General features: G+C 64.4%; 18 protein-coding genes. 8 read left to right on the forward strand and 10 right to left on the reverse strand.

Annotated features, from left to right (window positions below; genetic code table 11):
* Nucleotide 1 precedes the first annotated feature (1 nt).
* Genes OOT43_RS07350 through OOT43_RS07370 form a run of 5 tightly spaced genes read left to right on the forward strand, consistent with a single transcriptional unit; the run spans nt 2 to nt 4,423 of the window.
* A complete protein-coding gene (locus OOT43_RS07350) occupies nt 2-757 on the forward strand; it encodes a DUF1365 domain-containing protein (protein WP_266024188.1) in 756 nt (251 codons plus the stop codon).
* A 26-nt stretch (nt 758-783) separates the two neighbouring features.
* The gene (locus OOT43_RS07355) at nt 784-2,031 is read left to right on the forward strand and encodes an SAM-dependent methyltransferase (protein ID WP_266024189.1); all 1,248 of its coding nucleotides are present in this window, start codon (nt 784-786) and stop codon (nt 2,029-2,031) included.
* Between the two features lie 13 nt (nt 2,032-2,044).
* Nucleotides 2,045-2,596 (forward strand): DUF2878 domain-containing protein, encoded by a 552-nt coding sequence (locus tag OOT43_RS07360; protein ID WP_266024190.1) that lies wholly within the window; start codon nt 2,045-2,047, stop codon nt 2,594-2,596.
* Nucleotides 2,593-3,396, forward strand: coding sequence for a DUF1295 domain-containing protein (locus OOT43_RS07365; RefSeq protein WP_266024191.1), 804 nt, complete (start codon nt 2,593-2,595; stop codon nt 3,394-3,396). The genes OOT43_RS07360 and OOT43_RS07365 overlap by 4 nt, the downstream gene beginning before the upstream one ends.
* Complete coding sequence (locus tag OOT43_RS07370; protein ID WP_266024192.1) at nt 3,377-4,423, forward strand: SAM-dependent methyltransferase; 1,047 nt, start codon at nt 3,377-3,379, stop codon at nt 4,421-4,423. The genes OOT43_RS07365 and OOT43_RS07370 overlap by 20 nt, the downstream gene beginning before the upstream one ends.
* Here the strand turns inward: OOT43_RS07370 and OOT43_RS07375 are convergent.
* Nucleotides 4,375-5,088, reverse strand: a complete 714-nt coding sequence (locus tag OOT43_RS07375) for a DUF6134 family protein (RefSeq protein WP_266024193.1) — start codon at nt 5,086-5,088, stop codon at nt 4,375-4,377. The two genes, OOT43_RS07370 and OOT43_RS07375, sit on opposite strands and share 49 nt — an antisense overlap.
* 193 nt (nt 5,089-5,281) lie before the next feature.
* Between OOT43_RS07375 and OOT43_RS07380 the strand changes: the two genes are divergently transcribed.
* Both OOT43_RS07380 and OOT43_RS07385 read left to right on the forward strand, forming a co-directional pair.
* Nucleotides 5,282-7,738, forward strand: coding sequence for a heavy metal translocating P-type ATPase (locus OOT43_RS07380; protein ID WP_266024194.1), 2,457 nt, complete (start codon nt 5,282-5,284; stop codon nt 7,736-7,738).
* 13 nt (nt 7,739-7,751) lie between these two features.
* A complete protein-coding gene (locus OOT43_RS07385) occupies nt 7,752-8,228 on the forward strand; it encodes a pyrimidine dimer DNA glycosylase/endonuclease V (protein WP_266024195.1) in 477 nt (158 codons plus the stop codon).
* On the opposite strand, the gene OOT43_RS07390 is transcribed toward OOT43_RS07385, so the two are convergent.
* Genes OOT43_RS07390 through argC form a run of 4 tightly spaced genes read right to left on the reverse strand, consistent with a single transcriptional unit; the run spans nt 8,194 to nt 12,479 of the window.
* Nucleotides 8,194-9,342 carry an MFS transporter gene (locus OOT43_RS07390; RefSeq protein ID WP_266024196.1) on the reverse strand — a complete coding sequence of 383 codons (1,149 nt, stop codon included), beginning with the start codon at nt 9,340-9,342 and terminating at the stop codon, nt 8,194-8,196. The two genes, OOT43_RS07385 and OOT43_RS07390, sit on opposite strands and share 35 nt — an antisense overlap.
* Before the next feature lie 12 nt (nt 9,343-9,354).
* Complete coding sequence (aroC, locus tag OOT43_RS07395) at nt 9,355-10,455, reverse strand: chorismate synthase (RefSeq protein ID WP_266024197.1); 1,101 nt, start codon at nt 10,453-10,455, stop codon at nt 9,355-9,357.
* Between the two features lie 15 nt (nt 10,456-10,470).
* The gene (gene prmB, locus OOT43_RS07400) at nt 10,471-11,436 is read right to left on the reverse strand and encodes a 50S ribosomal protein L3 N(5)-glutamine methyltransferase (protein WP_266024198.1); all 966 of its coding nucleotides are present in this window, start codon (nt 11,434-11,436) and stop codon (nt 10,471-10,473) included.
* The gene (argC, locus tag OOT43_RS07405; RefSeq protein ID WP_266024199.1) at nt 11,433-12,479 is read right to left on the reverse strand and encodes an N-acetyl-gamma-glutamyl-phosphate reductase; all 1,047 of its coding nucleotides are present in this window, start codon (nt 12,477-12,479) and stop codon (nt 11,433-11,435) included. The genes prmB and argC overlap by 4 nt, the downstream gene beginning before the upstream one ends.
* Before the next feature lie 105 nt (nt 12,480-12,584).
* Here argC and OOT43_RS07410 point away from each other — a divergent pair, with 105 nt between their 5' ends.
* Complete coding sequence (locus OOT43_RS07410; protein WP_266024200.1) at nt 12,585-14,927, forward strand: P-type ATPase; 2,343 nt, start codon at nt 12,585-12,587, stop codon at nt 14,925-14,927.
* Between the two features lie 20 nt (nt 14,928-14,947).
* Here OOT43_RS07410 and OOT43_RS07415 read toward each other — a convergent pair whose 3' ends face one another.
* From OOT43_RS07415 to rpmI, 5 genes are all read right to left on the reverse strand, one after another.
* Nucleotides 14,948-15,274 carry an integration host factor subunit alpha gene (locus OOT43_RS07415; RefSeq protein ID WP_266024201.1) on the reverse strand — a complete coding sequence of 109 codons (327 nt, stop codon included), beginning with the start codon at nt 15,272-15,274 and terminating at the stop codon, nt 14,948-14,950.
* Nucleotides 15,275-15,278: 4 nt separating this feature from the next.
* Nucleotides 15,279-17,651, reverse strand: coding sequence for a phenylalanine--tRNA ligase subunit beta (gene pheT / locus OOT43_RS07420; RefSeq protein WP_266024202.1), 2,373 nt, complete (start codon nt 17,649-17,651; stop codon nt 15,279-15,281).
* A 28-nt stretch (nt 17,652-17,679) separates the two neighbouring features.
* Nucleotides 17,680-18,705 (reverse strand): phenylalanine--tRNA ligase subunit alpha, encoded by a 1,026-nt coding sequence (pheS, locus tag OOT43_RS07425; RefSeq protein ID WP_266024203.1) that lies wholly within the window; start codon nt 18,703-18,705, stop codon nt 17,680-17,682.
* 73 nt (nt 18,706-18,778) lie between these two features.
* Nucleotides 18,779-19,126, reverse strand: a complete 348-nt coding sequence (gene rplT, locus OOT43_RS07430; protein ID WP_169604364.1) for a 50S ribosomal protein L20 — start codon at nt 19,124-19,126, stop codon at nt 18,779-18,781.
* Between the two features lie 38 nt (nt 19,127-19,164).
* Nucleotides 19,165-19,362, reverse strand: coding sequence for a 50S ribosomal protein L35 (gene rpmI / locus OOT43_RS07435; protein ID WP_010960033.1), 198 nt, complete (start codon nt 19,360-19,362; stop codon nt 19,165-19,167).
* Nucleotides 19,363-19,365: the final 3 nt, after the last annotated feature.

The raw sequence follows: 19,365 nt of genomic DNA on the forward strand, positions 1-19,365 counted from the left end.
AGTGGAAAGCTGCATTTATACCGGCCAGGTCAGGCACCGTAGGTTTAAGCCGGTGACCCATGAATTCAACTATCTCCTTTTCATGATGTGTTTGGATCTCGAAACCATTGATAATGAATGGGCCTGGCCTTCCTGGCAGATACCGCTGGTACGGTTTCGGCGGGACGACCATTTCGGCGACCCTCGCGTGCCATTATCCAGCGCCGTTCGCAGTCTAGTGCATGAGCAGACTGGCCAGCATCCCGCCGGCCCGATTTTTATCCTGACGCACATGCGTTACTTCGGATACTGCTTCAACCCCATCAGCATATACTACTGCTTCAACGCCGAAGGTACCCGCGCCGACTTTCTGGTCGCGGAGGTTACCAATACGCCCTGGGGAGAAAAGCACTGCTATGTGATATGCCGCGAGCGAGAGGCAAGACGGAGCCAGTCGCTCCACGCAACGCTCAATAAAGCAATGCACGTATCACCCTTCATGCCGATGGATCTGGTTTATGACTTCCGAAGCAGCCAGCCGAAACACCGACTAGCGGTACACATCGATGTGTTGGACGCACGGAAAGATAAGGTATTTGATGCCACGCTGACACTACGGCGTAAAATCATCTCCACAAGGACACTGGCCCTTGCTATAGCGCGTTTCCCGCTTATTACTCTTCAGGTCATCATCGCCATTCACTGGCAGGCCGTGCGCCTTTGGCTGAAAGGCCTGCCCGTATTCGAGCATCAAAAAAAAGCGGGCAAGCTACCATGAATCAAGGCGATTTCGGAAACTGCCCAATGCCGGAACCAGGCCCGTCCGGAACGTTTCTGGACAGGTTTTTCCGCCGCCAGTTGAAGAACCGTCTTGCTCGCATCGGCAAAGGCAGGATCAACTGGATTGAAAACGGGGAAATGGAAGTATTCGGGTCAACTTCCGGCGATTGCCCCTTGGAAGTTTCAGTCCAGGTGAACTCCCCAGCGGTATACCGCCGCATCGCGCTGCGCGGCTCCATCGGGGCCGGCGAAAGCTACATGGCCGGAGAATGGGACTGCGACAACCTCGCCGACCTGGTTCGCATATTGCTGCTGGCCGACCGGGTGGTCGACGCCGTGGACGGAGGCGCGGTTGACGCCTACGGCCTGTTTGCAAGGGTGACCAACTGGGCAAAGCGCAACAACCGGGCAGGGAGCCGCGCCAACATCGCGGCGCATTACGATCTGGGCAACGATTTCTACCGCCTGTTTCTGGACGACACGATGATGTATTCGTGTGCCTTCTTCGAGATGGGGCATGAAACCCTTGAGGAAGCGTCGTCAGCCAAGAATGACCGTATCTGCCGGAAACTCCGTCTTTCGCCAAATGATCATGTCCTCGAAATCGGGACCGGCTGGGGCGGCTTCGCCCTTCATGCCGCAACCCGGTATGGCTGCAGAGTGACAACCACGACGATCTCGCGCCAGCAATACGAGTACGCGCGGCAGCGTGTCAGGGAGGCCAGGCTCGATGATCGAATCACCGTGATCTCCGAGGATTACCGCGACCTTGCCGGCCAATACGACAAGCTGACCTCGATCGAAATGGTCGAAGCGGTCGGCCCCGAATTCTACGAAACGTTCTTCAGCCAATGCGGGAGACTGCTGAAGCCCTGCGGTGCGATGCTGTTACAGAGCATCACGATCGCGGACCGGCGCTACGAGCAAGCCCGCAAATCGGTGGATTTCATCAAGCGCCATATATTCCCCGGCGGGTGCCTGCCTTCGGTGACGGCGCTCTGCAAGGCCATGACAGCGGCGTCCGATCTCCAAATGGTCCATCTGGAAGACATCGGGCTCCACTATGCCACCACCCTTGCCCACTGGCGGCAGCGCTTCCTGGCGCATCTGGACGACGTCAAGGCGCTCGGGTTCCCGGATGACTTCATCCGTATGTGGCTGTTCTATTTCGGCTATTGCGAAGGGGCATTCCTGGAACGCGCCATCGGCGACGTCCAGTTGGTATTGGCCAAACCGGGATACCGCCAAATTCCGCTCGTCCAGACGCTTTGAAGGACACCCAGCCATGCTCGCTCCTGCTTTCAATTTCCTCGTGTTCCAGGCCGGCTGGCTCGGCGTCGTGGTCAGCGCGGCCGAAGGTGCGGCTTCGCGCGCCACTGCAGTCGCTCTCATGGTGCTCGCCCTCCATCTCGCGCGCAGTTCTCATCCAAGGCAGGAACTGCTGCTTGCCCTAGCGGCCGGAGCGTTGGGATTTTTCCTCGATTCGCTGTTGACGATGGCCGGATTGATGCGGTTCGCGTCGGGACAGATATCGCACATGCTGGCGCCGCATTGGATCGTGGCCCTGTGGATGATGTTTGCGACCACGCTCAACGTCGGTCTGCGCTGGCTGAAGGGGAGGACGGGCCTCGCCACCTTGCTCGGAGCCGTGTTCGGCCCCCTGGCTTATCTGGCCGGCGCGCGGATGGGCGCGGTGCAATTCCCGCAGCCGGTCTGGCCGACACTGCTGGGCATATGCACGGTCTGGGCGGCTGCGATGCCCCTGTTGATGAGGTTGGCTGCAAAATTCGAGGCGCCGCATCCGACCGCCGCCAGCCCTGAGGCTCATACTCGATGAACGGCTTTCTCGACCTGATCTTGCCCGCCTGGGGCGCGGTGGCCGCACTCATGTCGGTCCTTTGGTGGCGCCAGGTGAGAACGCATAACGCAAACTGGGTAGACGTGGCATGGGCCGGATCGACCGGCGGCTTGGGGGTCTATTTTGCCATCGCTGGCGAAGGCGATCCGCTGCGGCGGCTGGCACTGGCCATGATGGCCGGTATGTGGGGGGGCCGTCTTGCACTGCATATCTACCGGCGCGCTTTGCGCCACCCGGAAGAAGACAGCCGCTACCGTTACCTCCGGCAACATTGGCACACGGCGACTCAGATCAAATTTTTCTTGTTCTTCCAGGCGCAGGGACTCGCCGCCATGGTGTTCTCCTTGCCCTACTGGGCGATAGCGCAGATTCCCGGCCCCACCCCACCGGCGGTCCTGACTGTTGCAGCCGTGATTTGGCTGGTCTCAATCGCCGGCGAATCGTTCGCGGACTGGCAGCTTACCGCTTGGCGGGCCGCCCCCGGCCACTGCGGCAGGACTTGTAGAACCGGGCTATGGGCCTATTCGCGCCATCCCAATTATTTCTTCGAATGGCTGCATTGGTGGAGCTACGTCGTTCTTAGCCACGGCAGCCCCTACTGGTGGATCGCTCTACTGATACAGGGTCTCATGTTCATGACGCTGAATTATCTTTCCGGCATCCCTCATGCTGAACGTCAGGCGCTGCTGAGCAAAGGGGATGACTATCGCGAATACCAGAGCACCACTCCACGCTTCTTTCCCTGGAGACCCACACGCCATGCTCAGCCTCGCCATTGAAATGATGGAATGCGGCCTCCTGCCCGATCCACTGATCCGACTAGGAATCAGGCGACTGCTGGCCGGCCGCCTGAACGAGATCGAGAGGCGGACGCCGGGGGCAACTGCCGCCTTCCTGGCCGGCCTTCAGCGCGGCCCGGTGGCCGAACACACCGATGCAGCCAACCGTCAGCACTACGAACTCCCCGCGGAATTCTTCGAACGGGTTCTCGGACGGCACCGGAAGTACAGCTGTTGCCTTTGGCTGGATGGCATCCGAACCCTCGATGAGGCTGAAGAGGCGATGCTTGACCTGAGCTGCCGGCGTGCCGGCCTTTCCGACGGCCAGACCATTCTCGACTTAGGCTGTGGCTGGGGATCGCTGAGCCTCTGGGCAGCGGAAAGGTACCCCAAGGCGAACATCCTCGCCATGTCGAATTCGACGTCCCAGCGGTTATATATCCAAGCCCGTGCCAGTGAAAGAGGGCTGGCTAATCTGGAGGTCGTGACCGCCGACATCAATACCTTCGAGCCGCTTCGAAAATTTGACCGGATCGTCTCCGTGGAAATGTTCGAACATCTGCACAACTACCGAACCCTCTTCGATCGCTTGCGCACCTGGCTGACCCCGGAGGGAAAGGTTTTCGTCCACGTGTTCAGCCACCGGCAACATGCCTATGCCTTCAATGCAAAATCCGAAGACGACTGGATCGGCAAATATTTCTTCACCGGCGGCATCATGCCCTCACGGGACCTGTTTGGCCGCATACAGCACAGTCTGACCGTCGAAGAATCCTGGCACATCAACGGCCGCCACTATCAGCGGACCTGCGAAGCCTGGCTTGCGCGCCATGACCTTGAACGCGACACGATTATGGCCATCTTCAAGGACGTCTACGGCTCCGGCGCGAATCGCTGGTTTCAGCGCTGGCGGATGTTTTTTCTTGCGTGCGCCGAATTGTTCGCATACCGCGGAGGCGAGGAGTGGGGCGTTTCCCACTACCGCTTCGGCGTGAACTCACTCGCGAACGTATCGAGCAGTTCATAGATCAGGTCCGCCCCCTTGACCAGCGACTTGAGCCTGACCCAGCGACGATTGTCCTGGTACCACAGGTCGATGTCGCCCGTGCCTTCGACCGAGACCCTATAACGGTTCGCTTTTACCGTACGGCCATTGGGCAGCTCGATAGACTCCTCACCGACCGGCCGGCTTGAGACTCGGACATATTCGCCGGTCTGGGCGTTGAGCAGCCGAGCTTGACTGAGAAAATCAGGGTTCCAGTAAGCGAAACTCATCACGCAGCCCGGCAGCAAATTCTCCCTTCCATTTGCGATCACCCTGAGCCCCGCTTGGACCCGGACGGCGTATACCGAATAGCTGTCACCGCCGTCATCCGTCGTAGTCTTCATGGCATCCAGGCAGTCCTGCGACCAAACCTCGACGTTGCGGTGCTTATATTCATAGACGCTGATGCCCAGCAGCTTGACATCGAAATCGGCGTCGATTGTCACCGTTTCCCGGTCTCCCTGGCGTTCGACCATGAATCGATGCCTGCCTACGTCCCTGCCGTTCAGCAGCACTCTGAACTCCCAGCCACTCGAAATATCGGGACGGCCGTCTTCCGCTGCGCTTCCTGTCATCGCCGCAACCGACAATACGCCGCCGACCACCCCGGAAACCAGTGCGCTCATGGTCTTCGCTGCTTTGGTCATGCCCAGCCAACCCTGATGTTGGAAAACCCGCCTTCCCCGAAAATATGGGATCGGTCAGCGCCCGGTTTGGTTCCCACGAGGTCGAATCTCCCCAGAACCGGCGCTCTTTGCCGATGGTAACGAATACGTGCATCGTTTGATGCCGTCGCTCGCGACTATAATGGCCGTTCAGCCAACCCGAAGTCACGATGGCATGGCCGCCGAATCGAACCCGCCCGAACGCTTCCAGGTCGCCCACCAGACCCGCTCCCGCCTGCGCATCGTGGCACCCACCCTGCGTAAGCAAGCCGAACGGACTCATATCTTCGGAGTGCTGCTGCGGAAGCACCCGGCGGTAAGGCGGGTCCGGGTGGTGCCGGCGCTGGGGTCGGTAACTGTGCATTTCGATCCCTCGGCGGTGACGGCGACCGACCTCCAGACATTTTTCAGCACGGTGCTGGGCAATCTGGGACCGTCAACGACGCTTTCCCCCGCTGTCAGACACGAGACGAATCCCGAGCTACCGCTGCATGAGTTCCATGTCGCGGTCGAAGGGATGACTTGCGTATCCTGTGCGCTGCTGATCGAGATGCTGCTGCGGCGTGATCCGCGGGTGGCCTCGGCCAGCGTCAATTTCGCGACGGAAACCGCCCAGGTGCTGACGTCGATGGGCCGGGACGAACTGTACGGGACCTTGCGGCAACTGGGCTACCAGCCACAGCCGATGGACAGCGTGGCGCAGCGCCGGGCATTACTGGTGCGGGAGAAAGCCCGCATCGGCAAGGCCTGGCAGCATTGTTTCTGGTCGCTGGTATTCAGCGTGCCGACCTTCCTGATCGGCCTGTTCGCGCCGCGTTCCCGGCTGATGGGCTGGGTGCAGCTCGCCGTGTCGGCGCCGCTGCTGCTGGGCGGCGGACGGGAGTTCTTCGACAAAGCCTGGCAACTGGCGCGGCGCCGCTCGGCCAGCACCGATACCCTGGTCGCCGCGGGCGTCGGCTCGGCCTACGCCTATAGCTTTTTCTCCCTGGCAACCGGGCGCGGCGGCTACTACTTCGAGGCGGCGGCGGGCGTGATCGCCTTCGTGCTGATGGGCCGCTATCTGGAAGAGAAAGCGCGCGGCCGGGCGCACCATGCGATCCGGCAACTGGTCGAACTGCAGCCGCAGACCGCAACGGTCTTGCGGGCCGAGCGGCCGGTGACCCTTGCCATCGAGGCGGTCCGGGTGGGCGACCTGGTGCTGGTGCGACCCGGCGAGCGCATCCCCGCCGACGGCGAAGTGGTCCAGGGGCTGTCGGCGGTGGACGAATCCATGGTGACGGGCGAGAGCCTGCCGGTGGTGAAGGAAACCGGCCACAGGGTCACCGGCGGTTGCATCAACGGCAACGGCGCACTGCAGATCCGGGTGGGCGCGATCGGTGCGGACACTGTCCTGTCGGGCATCCTGCGCACGCTGGAACAGGCCCAGACCAGCCGGCTGCCCGTTCAGCGCACGGTCAACCGGCTGTCGGCCTTTTTCGTGCCTGCCGTGATGGCGGTGTCCGGCGCCACCTTCTTCGGCTGGATGGCGGCAGGTGCGGGATTCGGCACCGCGCTCATCCATGCCGTCACCGTACTGCTGGTGGCCTGCCCTTGCGCGCTCGGGCTGGCGACACCGGCCGCCGTGATGGTCGGCACCGGGCAGGCGGCGCGGCGCGGCATCTTCATCCGTAACGCCGAGAGCCTGGAAACCGCAGCCGGCCTGACCGTCATCGTATTCGACAAGACCGGCACCCTCACCGAGGGCAGACCGAGGATCACCGACATCGCCAACGTCTCCGATCTGGACGATGCGGGACTGCTGCGGCTGGCCGCCTCCGCGGAGTCGCATTCCGAGCACTTCATCGGCAAGGCCGTTCTTGCCCACGCCGCAACCTTGGGCCTGGCTTGGCCCGAACCGGCCGAGTTCCGGCTCGAACCCGGTTTGGGGATCGCCGCCGTCGTCGAGGGCCACGAAGTGCTGGTCGGCAACCAGCGCTGGCTCGACAAGCACAAGATCGAGAGCGGCCGGAACCTGGACGATGCGGCGCGGAAGCTGGGATCGCAGGGCAAGACGCCGGTATTCGTCGCGCTGGACGGGCACGCCGCCGCCCTGCTCGGCGTCGCCGACCGCCCCCGGCCCGATGCCCCGGAGGCCATCGCCCGCCTGCACCGGCGCGGGGTGCGGACGCTCATGGTGACGGGCGACGTCGCGCCTGCCGCCGAGCACATCGCCGCCCTGGTCGGCATCGACCGGATCGAGGCCGGCGCCCGCCCGGGCCGCAAGCTGGAAGTCGTCCGCCGTTTGCAGAACCGCGGCGAGCGGGTCGGCATGATCGGCGACGGCATCAACGACGCCCCTGCCCTCGCCGCGGCCGACGTCGGACTGGCGATCGGCGGCGGCACCGACATCGCCAAGCAGAGCGCCGACCTGACCTTGCTCACCGGCGATATTTCCAAGGCGGCGGAGGCCATGGAACTGAGCGGCCACACGCTGCGGGTGATCCGCCAGAACCTGTCCTGGGCCTTCGGCTACAACCTCGTCGCCATCCCGCTGGCCGCCTTCGGCAAGCTGCACCCGATGGCCGCCTCCGCCGCGATGGCGGCAAGCTCGGTCGGCGTGGTGCTGAACGCCCTGCGGCTGCAGCGGGAGTGAGACGAGTCCGGCCATGCGGCTTTGGACCCTGCATCCCTGCTACCTGGACGCCAAAGGCCTGGTCGCGCTCTGGCGCGAAGCCCTGCTGGCACAAGCCGTGCTGAAAGGGCTGACGCGCGGCTATACCCATCACCCCCAGTTGACCCGGTTCCGCGAAACGCCCGACCCCGAAGCGGCGATCGCGCGCTACCTGCGGGCGGTCCACGCGGAAGCCGAGCGCCGGGGCTACCGCTTCGACGCGGGCAAGATCGCCCCCTGCCCGGTGCCGACCCTAATGACAGCCACGGACGGCCAGCTCGCCTACGAATGGGCGCATCTCAAAGCGAAGCTGCGGATACGCGCACCCGCCTGGCTTGAACCCTTGGAGACGCTGAAGCGGCCGGAACCGCACCCATCGTTCCGCATCGTTCCGGGACCGGTGGCGGATTGGGAAATGCTGCCGCAGCAGCAGAACACTAGCGGCGCCGATCCACCAGCAGCCAGGCGATGATCAGGGCAATCACGGACACTCCCGCAGCGCCGGCATAAACCGCCCCGGCGCCGAAATCGGCCCAGGCGTAGCCGCTGGCGAGGCTCCCCAGCGCGCCGCCCGCACCGTAGCTCAGGCTGGCGAAAAGCGCCTGGCCGCGATTGCGGTTGCGCCCCTGGAAATAGCGGTGCACCAGGGCGATCGAGACGGCGTGAAACGCGCCGAAGCTGGCGGCATGCAGCACCTGGGCGAAAACCAGGACGCCCAGCCATTCGGCGTAGCGGCCGATCAACAGCCAGCGCAAGGCCGTCAAGGCGATGCTTGCGAGCAGGATGGCGCGCAGCGAGACGCGGGCCTGGATCGCCGGCAGGATCAGAAACAGGACGATCTCCGACACCACGCCCAAGGCCCAGAGCTGGCCGGTGCGGGAGCGGTCGAAGCCGTGGTTCTCCAGATGCACCGAATAGAAGCTGTAATACGGCCCGTGGGCCATCTGAATCAGCAAACAGGTGAGCAGCAGGCCGATGATCTCGGGCCGTTTGACGACCCGCCACAACGTATCTTGGGCGGGCGCATGAATCACCCGCGCGCCGCCCGGAATGGCGAGGCTGGACAGCCACATCAGCGCGAACAGCAGCGCCAGCACCTGGGGCAGGCACTCGATGGCGAGCCGGGCTTCGAGCGCCGCGCCCACCGCGAGCACGCCCAGGATGAACCCGACCGAACCCCATAGCCGGATCCGGCTGTAACCCCTGCCATCGCCCTTCAGCAAGGCCAGGTTCAGCGACTCCAGGGTGGGCAGAAATGCGTTCCAGAAGAAACCGGACAACGCCACCACGGACAACAGCCCCCAGTAGCCGGGGAGCGCGAAGATCAGGGTAAAGCCGAGAAACGCGAGCAGGCAGGCCAAGCGGATGAGGAACAGGTCGCGCCCGGTGTGATCGGCCAGCCAACCCCAGCAGTTGGGCGCCACGATGCGGGTAGCCGCCATGACGGCCATGACGATGCCGATGTCTTGCGGGCCGAGGCCACGCGCCTGCAGGTAAAGCGGCCAGTACGGCAGAAAAGTGCCCAGCGCCGCGAAGTACCAGAGGTACAGGCCGGAAAGCCGCCAGTACGGCACGGTGCCGGGCATGGGCGGGCGGGACTAGAGCGCGCTGGGGGGAATCGGATCGAGGGTGCGCACGACGTCCTGGTTCTGCCCGCGGTGGCGCAGATAGTGATCCATCAGCACGATGGCCATCATCGCCTCCGCGATCGGCGTGGCGCGGATGCCGACGCAAGGGTCATGGCGGCCCGTGGTTATGACTTCCACCGATTCGCCCTGGAGGTTCACCGAACGGCCGGGGATGCGGAGGCTGGACGTGGGCTTCAAGGCGATGCTGGCGATGATGTCCTGGCCGCTGGAAATCCCGCCCAGGATGCCGCCGGCGGAATTGCCGAGGAACCCGTCCGGGCTCATTTCGTCGCGGAATACCGAACCCTTGGCCTCGATGCAGGCGAAGCCGGCGCCGATTTCCACGCCCTTGACGGCGTTGATGCTCATCAGCGCGTAGGCCAGTTCGGCGTCGAGCCGGTCGAAGATCGGCTCGCCCAGGCCGGCCGGCACGCCCTTCGCCACGACGTTGACCCGCGCGCCGATGGAATCGCCTTCCTTGCGCAGAGCATCCATGTAGGCTTCGAGTTCAGGAACCTTGGCAGGATCGGGGCAGAAGAAGGGGTTGTCGTCGATGGCGGCCCAGTCAACCGGCTCGAGCCGGATCGGACCGAGTTGGGCCAGGTAACCTCGAATTTCGATTCCTAAACGCTCACGCAGGTATTTCTTGGCGATGCCGCCCGCCGCCACCCGCATTGCGGTTTCGCGTGCCGAGGAGCGTCCGCCGCCGCGGTAGTCGCGGAAGCCGTATTTCATGTGGTAGGTGTAGTCGGCATGGCCGGGCCGGAAGCGATCGGCGATGCTGGCGTAATCCTTGGAGCGCTGGTCCTCGTTTTCGATCAGAAGGCCGATCGGCGTCCCGGTGGTGCGGCCCTCGAACACGCCGGAGAGGATCTTGACGGTGTCCGACTCGCGCCGCTGGGTGGTATGCCGGGACTGACCCGGCCGGCGGCGATCCAGGTCGTGCTGCAGATCGGCCTCGGACAGCGCGAGTCCCGGCGGGCAGCCGTCGACAATGCAGCCGAGCGCGGGGCCGTGGCTTTCGCCGAATGAAGTGACGGTGAACAGCTTGCCGATGGTGTTTCCGGACATGGTTTCTCGCTACGCTTATTGGAGGGTCCTGCTGGCGGCCGCCGTTTCCGGACCGAGGGAACGCTCGAACAGGTCCCGATGCCTTTCGACCTGAGCGGCGGTCAACAGGAAAACGCCGTCGCCGCCGTGCTCGAAATCCAGCCAGAGGAAATCGACCTCCGGGTAGAACGCCGCCAGCGCTTCGGCGCTGGAGCCGACCTCCACCACCAGGACACCGTTCGGCTTGAGCCGGTCCGCCGCGCCGGCGAGAATGCGGCGCACGCAATCCAGGCCATCCTCGCCCGACTCCAGCCCGAGCCGGGGCTCGGCATGGTACTCGGATGGCAGATCACGCCATTCCTGCCGATTCACGTAAGGCGGATTGCTGACGATCAGATCGTAGCGGCCCCCGTCGAGCTGCTGGAACAGATCCGAATGCACCAGCCGCACGGCATCTTCGAGCCCATGGGCACGGACATTCATCCGCGCTACTTCCAACGCGCCGCCGGAAATGTCCACCGCGTCCACCCGCGCCTGGGGAAAGGCTTCGGCGCAGGCAATTGCGATGCAGCCGCTGCCGGTGCACAGGTCGAGCACGCCGCCGACCGCATCGGGCTCCAGCCAGGGCTGGAACTGGTTTTCGATCAGTTCGGCGATGGGAGAGCGCGGCACCAGAACCCGCTCGTCCACGTAGAATTTGAGGCCGGCAAACCAGGCTTCGTGGGTCAGATAGGCCAAAGGCACCCGCTCCTCGATCCGCCGGTCGACCAGGTGCAGGATGCGCTCGCGCTCTTCGAACGTCAGCACCGCGGAGAAGTAGCCCGAGGGCATGTCGTGCGGCTGGCGGATCACGTGCATGACCAGCGCGGCCGCCTCATCCAGCGCGGTCCCGGTGCCATGGCCGAAAAACACGCCGGCTTCGGAAAAACGCGTCGCACCCCAGCGGATGTAGTCGCGCACCGTGGTCAAGGTTTCGAGAACGGAAGGATGCGTGGTCTTCATGGATACAGGCCGATGGCTTGGAGGCCGGTGGTTTCCTCGAAACCGAATCTGAGGTTCATGTTCTGCACCGCTTGCCCTGCGGCGCCCTTGACCAGATTGTCGATCACCGACAGCACCACGATCTGGCCGCTCCCCCGGGGCTCGAACACCGCGATCTGGCAGCGGTTGGAGCCGCGCACGTTGCGCGTGTCCGGGTGGCTGCCGGGCGGCAGCACGTCGACGAAAGGCTCGTCGCGGTAGCGCTCCTCGTAAAGCCGCTGGATGTCGCCCGGCTCGTCGATCACCGCGGCGTAGAGAGTCGCATGGATGCCGCGGATCATCGGCAGGAGATGCGGCACGAAGGTCAGCCCCACCGGCTCCCCTGCCATCTGCACCAAGCCCTGCACGATCTCCGGCCAATGCCTGTGCCCCGCCACGGCATAAGCCTTGAAGCTCTCGCCGGTTTCGCTCATCAGCAGCGGGATTTCCGCCTTGCGTCCGGCGCCGCTGACGCCGGATTTCACGTCGGCAATGAGCCGGTCCGCCGCCACCAGCCGGTTTTCCAGCAAGGGCAGCAGACCAAGCTGGACCGCCGTGGGATAGCAGCCCGGGTTGGCGATCAGGCGCGCCGAGCGGATCGCATCGCGCCGGACTTCCGGCAGGCCATAGACGGCTTCGTCCAATAGCTCGGGACAGGCATGCGCCTGCCCATACCATTGCGCCCATTCGTCCGCATCCTTCAGGCGGAAATCCGCCGACAGGTCGATGACGACGACGCCCTGCTCGAGCAAAGCCGGCGCCGATTGCATGGCAATGCCGTTGGGCGTGGCGAAGAACACCACGTCGCAGGCGCCGAGATTCTCGGCCGCGGGTTCGCTGAACACCGCATCCACGTAGCCGCGGAGATTGGGATACAGATCGGCCACCGGCCTCCCGGCGTCCGCGCGGGAGGTGACCGCGCGGATGTGCACATAGGGATGCAGCGCCAGAATCCGCAATAATTCCACACCGGTATAACCGGTGCCGCCTATAATCCCGACTTCGATCGGCTTGCCTGACGCCATGTCTGTTCCGGACATCAAAAAACTGGGTATTTTCTCATACTATAACAAACTGCGCGCCAGGCAGGCCGCGCGCCGCCTTCGTTCCCCGACCCCCAGAGACCGAGCATGAACATGCAACCAAAGATCAAGGCCGGCCCGAACTGGCTGCGGATTGAAGACCGTATCAGGCTCGGCAAGGGATCCGTTTCACTGAAGCGACGGTTCGCCCGACGCGTGTTCGCCCTGCCGGAGGTGGAATCCCTCAGCTTCGATCCCGCCGCCGGCTCCGCGTTGGTCCGCTTCCGGCCCGGGGACGACGGCAAGCTGCTCAGCCTGCGCCTGGCCGACGCGGTCAGCGGACGTTGTGTCGAACTCGACGACAGCGCCCTGCCGGTCTGGCCCACCGACGAACGCGCCGAGCTGCACCGCCGCAACGGCGCGATTTCCTGCCTGCAAGTGATCCGGAAAGGTCCGCGCGAAATCGAGTTCCGCCTTCCCGGCTTTTTCACCGATGGCAAACAGGCCGCCCGCCGCATCAGTAGCAGACTGGAAGCCGAGGGCGCCGTGGAGCGCATATCGCTATCGCCGCTCACAGGCCGTCTCCGAGTGCGGCTGAAACCCGGCGCCAACGCGGAGGCCGTGATCCGGCGCACCGAGGAACTCCTACCCGCTACCCGCTTTCAGCATACCGTTCCGCGGTATCGCCCAGTCGCGTTCGGCGCCGCCAACCTCAACATGGCCCTGTGCGGCGCAGGACAGTTCGTGTTTCCGGCCATGATCCCTCTGGCCTCCGGGGTGCTGCTCGCCACCCGCCTGGGCACCTTCCGCGATGCCGGCAGCCAGTTGGCGCGCGGCAAGCTGGGCGTGCCCGTGTTCCAGACCGTCGTGGTCGCCTGCTCCGTCGCGACTGGCTCGCCGATCGCCTCGGCCCTGGCCGAATGGCTCGGCTGCTTTTGGCAGCGGCGCTGGCGCAGGAAAGTCGCCGCAGAAACGCATGCTCTGCTGAACGAGGCATTCCCTCTTACGCCGCGAGCAGTAGCAGTGGACGAGTATGGCGTCGAAACCAACGTCGCGGTCGCCGCGCTGAAACCGGGGGACAGAATCAAGGTGCGGGAAACCGAGCTCATCCCGGTGGATGGTTGGGTGGTGGCGGGCGAAGGACTCGCCGACGAGACCCGCCTTCGCGGCTCGCCCGGCCCTGCGAGAAAACGCCCGCACGACCGGGTCTTCGCCAGCAGCCTGCTGGTCGCCGGCAATCTGACCATCGAAGTCCGGGATACCCAAACCGAAGCGGCCCGATTGGCTGGCGCCATCGCGGACCGGGCCGCCGCCATGTCCGAAGACCGCGGCCTGCGGCAACAGGCAGCCGCGGCAGCCGAACGCAGCGTGCTGCCGAATCTGGCTCTCGCCGGCATCGGACTGGCGACGGGCGGCTTGCACACGGTCAGCGCCATCCTGCACCAGGACTGGATCACCGGGCCGCACGTCGCCTTCCCGACCCAGTCCTTCCGGGACATGCAACTGGCTTTGCGATTCGGCGCGCCGGTGAACTCGCCCACCGCCCTATCGCGCCTGGGTGAGGTGGATATCCTCGTCATCGACGGCGACGTGCCCGCTCTGCTGGCACCGGGCGTGGGGTTGGAGAACGTGCATGCGTCCACGGACGACACGGCCGAACTGCTGCGGCAATGCGCATCGATCGGCGTTTATCTCGGCGATGCGCGGTCCGAAGCGCTGACCGCTGCATGCCGGACTCTCGCTTTGGCCCCGTACCCGGCCGATGGCGTCCAGCTGGGACCGGGCCTGACCCGGGGCATCATCGGGAACCAAACCGTCAGCTTGACCGACGATACCGCGGATCCGTCCAACCCTGCTCCGTCCGTGCGGGTGCAAGTCGATGGCAAGGAGGCCGCACGCCTGAGCTTCCGCCTATCCGCCGACCCGAAAGCCGCGGAATCGCTGGGCGAGCTCAAGGCACTGGGATTGACGATCGTCGTGGTTTCCCGGGAAGACCACCAGAAAGCCGCCGAGCTGTCCAAGCGCCTCGGCGCCGATCTTGGCGGCGGAGAAATGGGAACTGCGGAAAAAATCCGCTTTCTGAAAAAGCTCGCCCAGTCAGGCCGCAAAGCCGCCTATCTCGGCACTGCGGACATTCCCGACGAACTCGCCGCGGTGGCCCACGTAACGCTTGGACTGGGCGGCGCCGCAATGGACGGCAGACCAGCCGATATCAGTCTGATCGGCGCCACCATCGCTCCACTGCCCAGGCTGCTCGAGCTGGGAAAAACCCAGGAAGCCAAGGTCGGCTCCGCCTGCAAACGTGCGCTCCTGCCCAACGCGCTGTGCATCGCGGGCGCTTTCACCGGCGCCCTGAACGGCACGACATCGACACTGCTCGCCAACGTCGGCGTCATGAACGTGGACCGGCGCCAGCGCCGTCTGCTCGACGGCAAGCTGGCGCCGGCCTGACAATCGACCCCGGAAGGCCGTCAGATATCCTCGTCCCCCAGCTCAGGGGACTCACCTTCGTCCTGCAGCGCTTCGACCGTGGCCTTGAGTTTCTGGCCCGCCTTGAAGGTCACCACGCGCCGCGCGGTGATCGGGATCTCTTCGCCGGTCTTGGGATTCCGACCGGGCCTCTGGCGCTTGTCGCGCAGATCGAAGTTGCCGAAACCGGAGAGTTTTACCGAACGCCCGCTTTCCAGCGAAAGCTTGATGACCTCGAAAAACTGGTCGACCAGTTCCTTGGCATCCCGCTTGTTCAAGCCAAGCTCGACAAACAACCTTTCGACCATATCCGCTTTGGTTAGCGCCATTGCCTCATTCTCTCAATTTCGCACCAAAATCAGCCGCCAACCGTTCCACGATCCGGGCCATGACCTCGTCCACCCGATCGTCGGTCAACGTATCCTCCGCATCCTGCAGGGTGACGCCGAGCGCCACACTTTTCTTGCCGGCCTCCACGCCAGCCCCCTGGTAAACGTCGAACAGCACCGTGTCGCGAACCAGGGTGCCGCCGCTCGCGGCGGCAACTTCCAGCAGGTCCGCGACAGGCACCGCCCGCTCTACGACCAGCGCCAAATCCCGCCGCACGTGCGGGAACCGGGACAAGGTCGCAAACCGGGGCAGATCGCGTTGCAGCAGGGCTCCGGCGTCGAGCTCGAACAGGAAAACCGGCTGCTCGAAGCCGAGTTCGCGCTCGATTTGCGGATGCAGCATGCCCAGCCAGCCGGCGCCGTCACCGCCGATCAGGATTTCGGCGCTCTGGCCGGGGTGCAAGGCGTGATGGGCCGCCGCCCGGAAGCGCACCGATGCCCTACCGGTCAAGCCCAGTATAGCCTCGACGTCGGCTTTCACATCGAAAAAGTCCGCCCGCCTGCCCTTCTCCCCCCATTGCTCGCCCAGCGCCGCTCCCAGCACGAGACCGGCCAGGGTGTTGCGCTGCTCCAGGGCGCCGCCGCGCCTTGCGAATTTGAGCCCCGTCTCGAAAATGCGCACCCGCTCCTGCTGCCGGCTTAAGTTTCTCTGCGCCGTATCCAGTAGGCCCGTCCACAGGCTGGTCCGCATCACTGCCAGATCGGCCGAAATCGGATTCAGCAGTGTTTCGGGTTCGAGTTGCGGATCGATCCGCCGCTGCAGATCGGAAGAAACAAAGCTGTAGGTAATGACTTCCTGGTAACCGCGGTCGGCCAGCAGGTCCTTGACCCGATCCAGCCCGAGCACAGTTTCCGATGCCGGCTGCATGGCCGAGGCCACGGCGGGGCGGCGTCGGGGGATGTTGTCGTAACCGTAGACGCGGCCGATTTCTTCGACAAGGTCGGCCTCTAGGGCGATGTCGAAACGGAAGCTCGGCGGGGTGACTGTCCAACCCTGATCGTTGGGAGCGACGTTCATGCCGAGGCGGCTCAGGATGTCCGCGATCTCGTCGCGGGCCAGGGCCAGACCGAGCAGTTGCCCGATGCGCTGCTCGCGCAGGCGGATCGGCGAACGAACCGGCAGCAGATCCTCGCGCACCGCCTCGGTGATGGGGCCGGCCCGGCCGCCGGCGATCTCCAGCAGCAAGGCCGTAGCCCGCTCGATCGCCCGAGTTTGCAACTCCGGATCGACGCCGCGTTCGAAGCGATGGGAGGAATCGGTCGCCAGGCCGTACCGCCGCGCCTTGCCCATGATGAGGGCGGGCGAGAAGAACGCGCACTCCAGAAAAATGTCGGTGGTGGCCTCGCTCACCGCGCTCTCTTCGCCGCCCATGATGCCGGCCAGCGCCAGAGCCTTTTCTTGGTCGGCGATGACCAGCACCTCGGAAGACAAGGTGATTTCTTCCCCGTTCAGCAGCTTCAGCGACTCGCCTTCACGGCCGCAACGCACATGAATCTCGCCGGAAAGCTTCGCCAGGTCGAAGGCATGCAGGGGCTGGCCCAGCTCGAGCAGCACGTAGTTGGTAACGTCGACCGCCGGCCCCAGGCTGCGCAGCCCGCTGCGGCGCAGACGCTCCTTCAGCCATTGCGGGGTCTGTGCCTTGGCGTCGATGCCGGCGATGACCCGGCCGAGATAGCGCGGGCAGGCTTCGGGTGCATCCAGGTGAACGGCGAGTTGCCGATCGGTCGCCGCCGCCGCTCCCGCTTCGACGCCCTGGAACGGCAGACGGTTGATCAGCGCCACTTCACGGGCGATGCCTTCCACGCTCAAACAGTCGGCGCGGTTGGGAGTCAAATCGATTTCCAGAATCCTGTCGTCGAGCTGCAGATAGTCGCGGACGTCGGCCCCCACTGGGGCATCGACCGGCAGTTCCAGCAAGCCCGACGCATTTTCATCGATGCCCAGCTCCTTGGCCGAGCACAGCATGCCGAAGGATTCGACCCCGCGCAGGCGGGACCGCTTGATCTTCAGTGGACCGGGCAACACCGCGCCTTCGGTCGCCAACGGCGCCACCAGGCCGGCACGGGCGTTGGGCGCGCCGCAGACGATCTGCAGAAGCTCGCCTCGACCGGCTTCGACCCGGCAGATCTGCAGGCGGTCGGCCTCCGGATGCGGGGCCGCTTCCACGATCCGGGCTACCACGACGCCGCTGAAATCGGCCGCCGCGGGCTCGGCGCCGTCGACCTCGAGCCCGGCCATGGTCAACTGGTGGACCAGCCCGGCCGTGTCGACCGCGGGATTCACGTATTGGCGTAACCAGGCTTCGCTCAGGCGCATGTCGGCTCTTCGGCGGGAACTTTTGGGATCAGAACGGCTTGAACTGCCGCAGGAACTTGAGGTCGTTTTCGAAGAACAGGCGCAGGTCGTTGATACCGTAGCGCAGCATCGTCAGACGCTCGACCCCGAGGCCGAAGGCGAAGCCGCTGTAGCGCTCCGAATCGATGCCTACCGCCTCGAATACGCGGGGGTGGATCATGCCGCAGCCCATGACTTCGAGCCAGCCGGTGTGCTTGCAGACCCGGCAGCCCTGGCCGTCGCAGATCACGCATTCGATATCGACTTCGGCCGAAGGTTCGGTGAACGGGAAATACGACGGGCGGAACCGCACCGCGCAGTCCTTCTCGAAAAAGCCGGTCAGGAATTCGTACAGCGTCCCCTTGAGATCGGCGAAGCTGACGTTTTGGTCGACCCAGAAACCCTCGACTTGGTGGAACATCGGGGTGTGGGTGAGGTCGGAATCGCAGCGGTAGACCCGGCCGGGCGCGATGATCCGCAGCGGCGGCTGCCCCGATTCCATCACCCGGATTTGTACCGGCGAGGTGTGGGTGCGCAGCAGCGTGTGCTCGCTGAAATAGAAGGTGTCGTGCATGGCGCGGGCCGGATGATGGGCCGGGATGTTCAGCGCCTCGAAATTGTGGAAATCGTCCTCGATTTCCGGTCCCTCGACCACCGAAAATCCCACGCTGCGGAACAGCTGGGTGATGCGGCGCAGGGTCAGGGTGACGGGATGCACCCCGCCGAGCCCCTGACCGCGGCCGGGGAGCGTGACGTCGATGGTTTCGCCGGACAGACGCACCGCCAGGGCTTCCGCCTCCAGGGCCGTCTTGCGCTGTTCCAGCAACTGCTGGAATTCATCGCGCGCCTGATTGACACGCTGGCCGAATTCCTTGCGTTCCTCCGGCGCAAGCGTCCCAAGCGCCTTCATCTGCTCGGTGAACTCGCCCTTCTTGCCCAGATAACGCACCCGGACCTGGTCCAGCTCGGTGACGTTTCCGGCCGCGGCCAACAGGCGTGCGGCTTGTTCCAGGGTGGACTCGGGCGAAGAACTCACGGCGGACTGTTCTTATGGGTAGCGGAGAGGCCCGGCGGAGGCACACCCTCCGCCGGAAACGGCTCGTAAGCAATCAGCCCTGCGCGATGCGGGCCAATTCTGCGAAGGCGTCCTTGTCACGGACGGCCAGATCGGCCAGGACCTTGCGGTCGATCTCGACGGATGCCTTCTTCAAACCGCTGATGAAACGGCTGTAGGACAGGCCGAACTCACGGGCGCCGGCGTTGATGCGGGTAATCCACAGGGCGCGGAACTGACGCTTCCTCTGACGGCGGTCGCGATAGGCGTACTGGCCGGCCTTGATGACCGCCTGTTTGGCGACGCGGTAAACACGACTGCGGGCGCCGTAGTAACCTTTGGCCTGTTTCAGGACCTTCTTGTGACGGGCGCGCGCTATCACTCCGCGCTTGACTCGTGCCATGGCTTATTCCTCTTGCGGTAACTCGGTAACGGGACTGTTCAGGTGTACGGCAGCATGCGAGCCACTGCACGCACATCGGACGGATGCACCATGTCCGGGCTGCGCAACTGGCGCTTACGTTTGGTGGACTTCTTCGTCAGGATATGACGGCGATGCGACTGCACGCATTTGAAGCCGCCGGAGCCGGTCCGCTTGAAGCGCTTGGCAGCGCCGCGATTGGTTTTGATCTTAGGCATTTC

The organism is Methylococcus mesophilus (genome assembly GCF_026247885.1).
Lineage (GTDB): Bacteria > Pseudomonadota > Gammaproteobacteria > Methylococcales > Methylococcaceae > Methylococcus > Methylococcus mesophilus.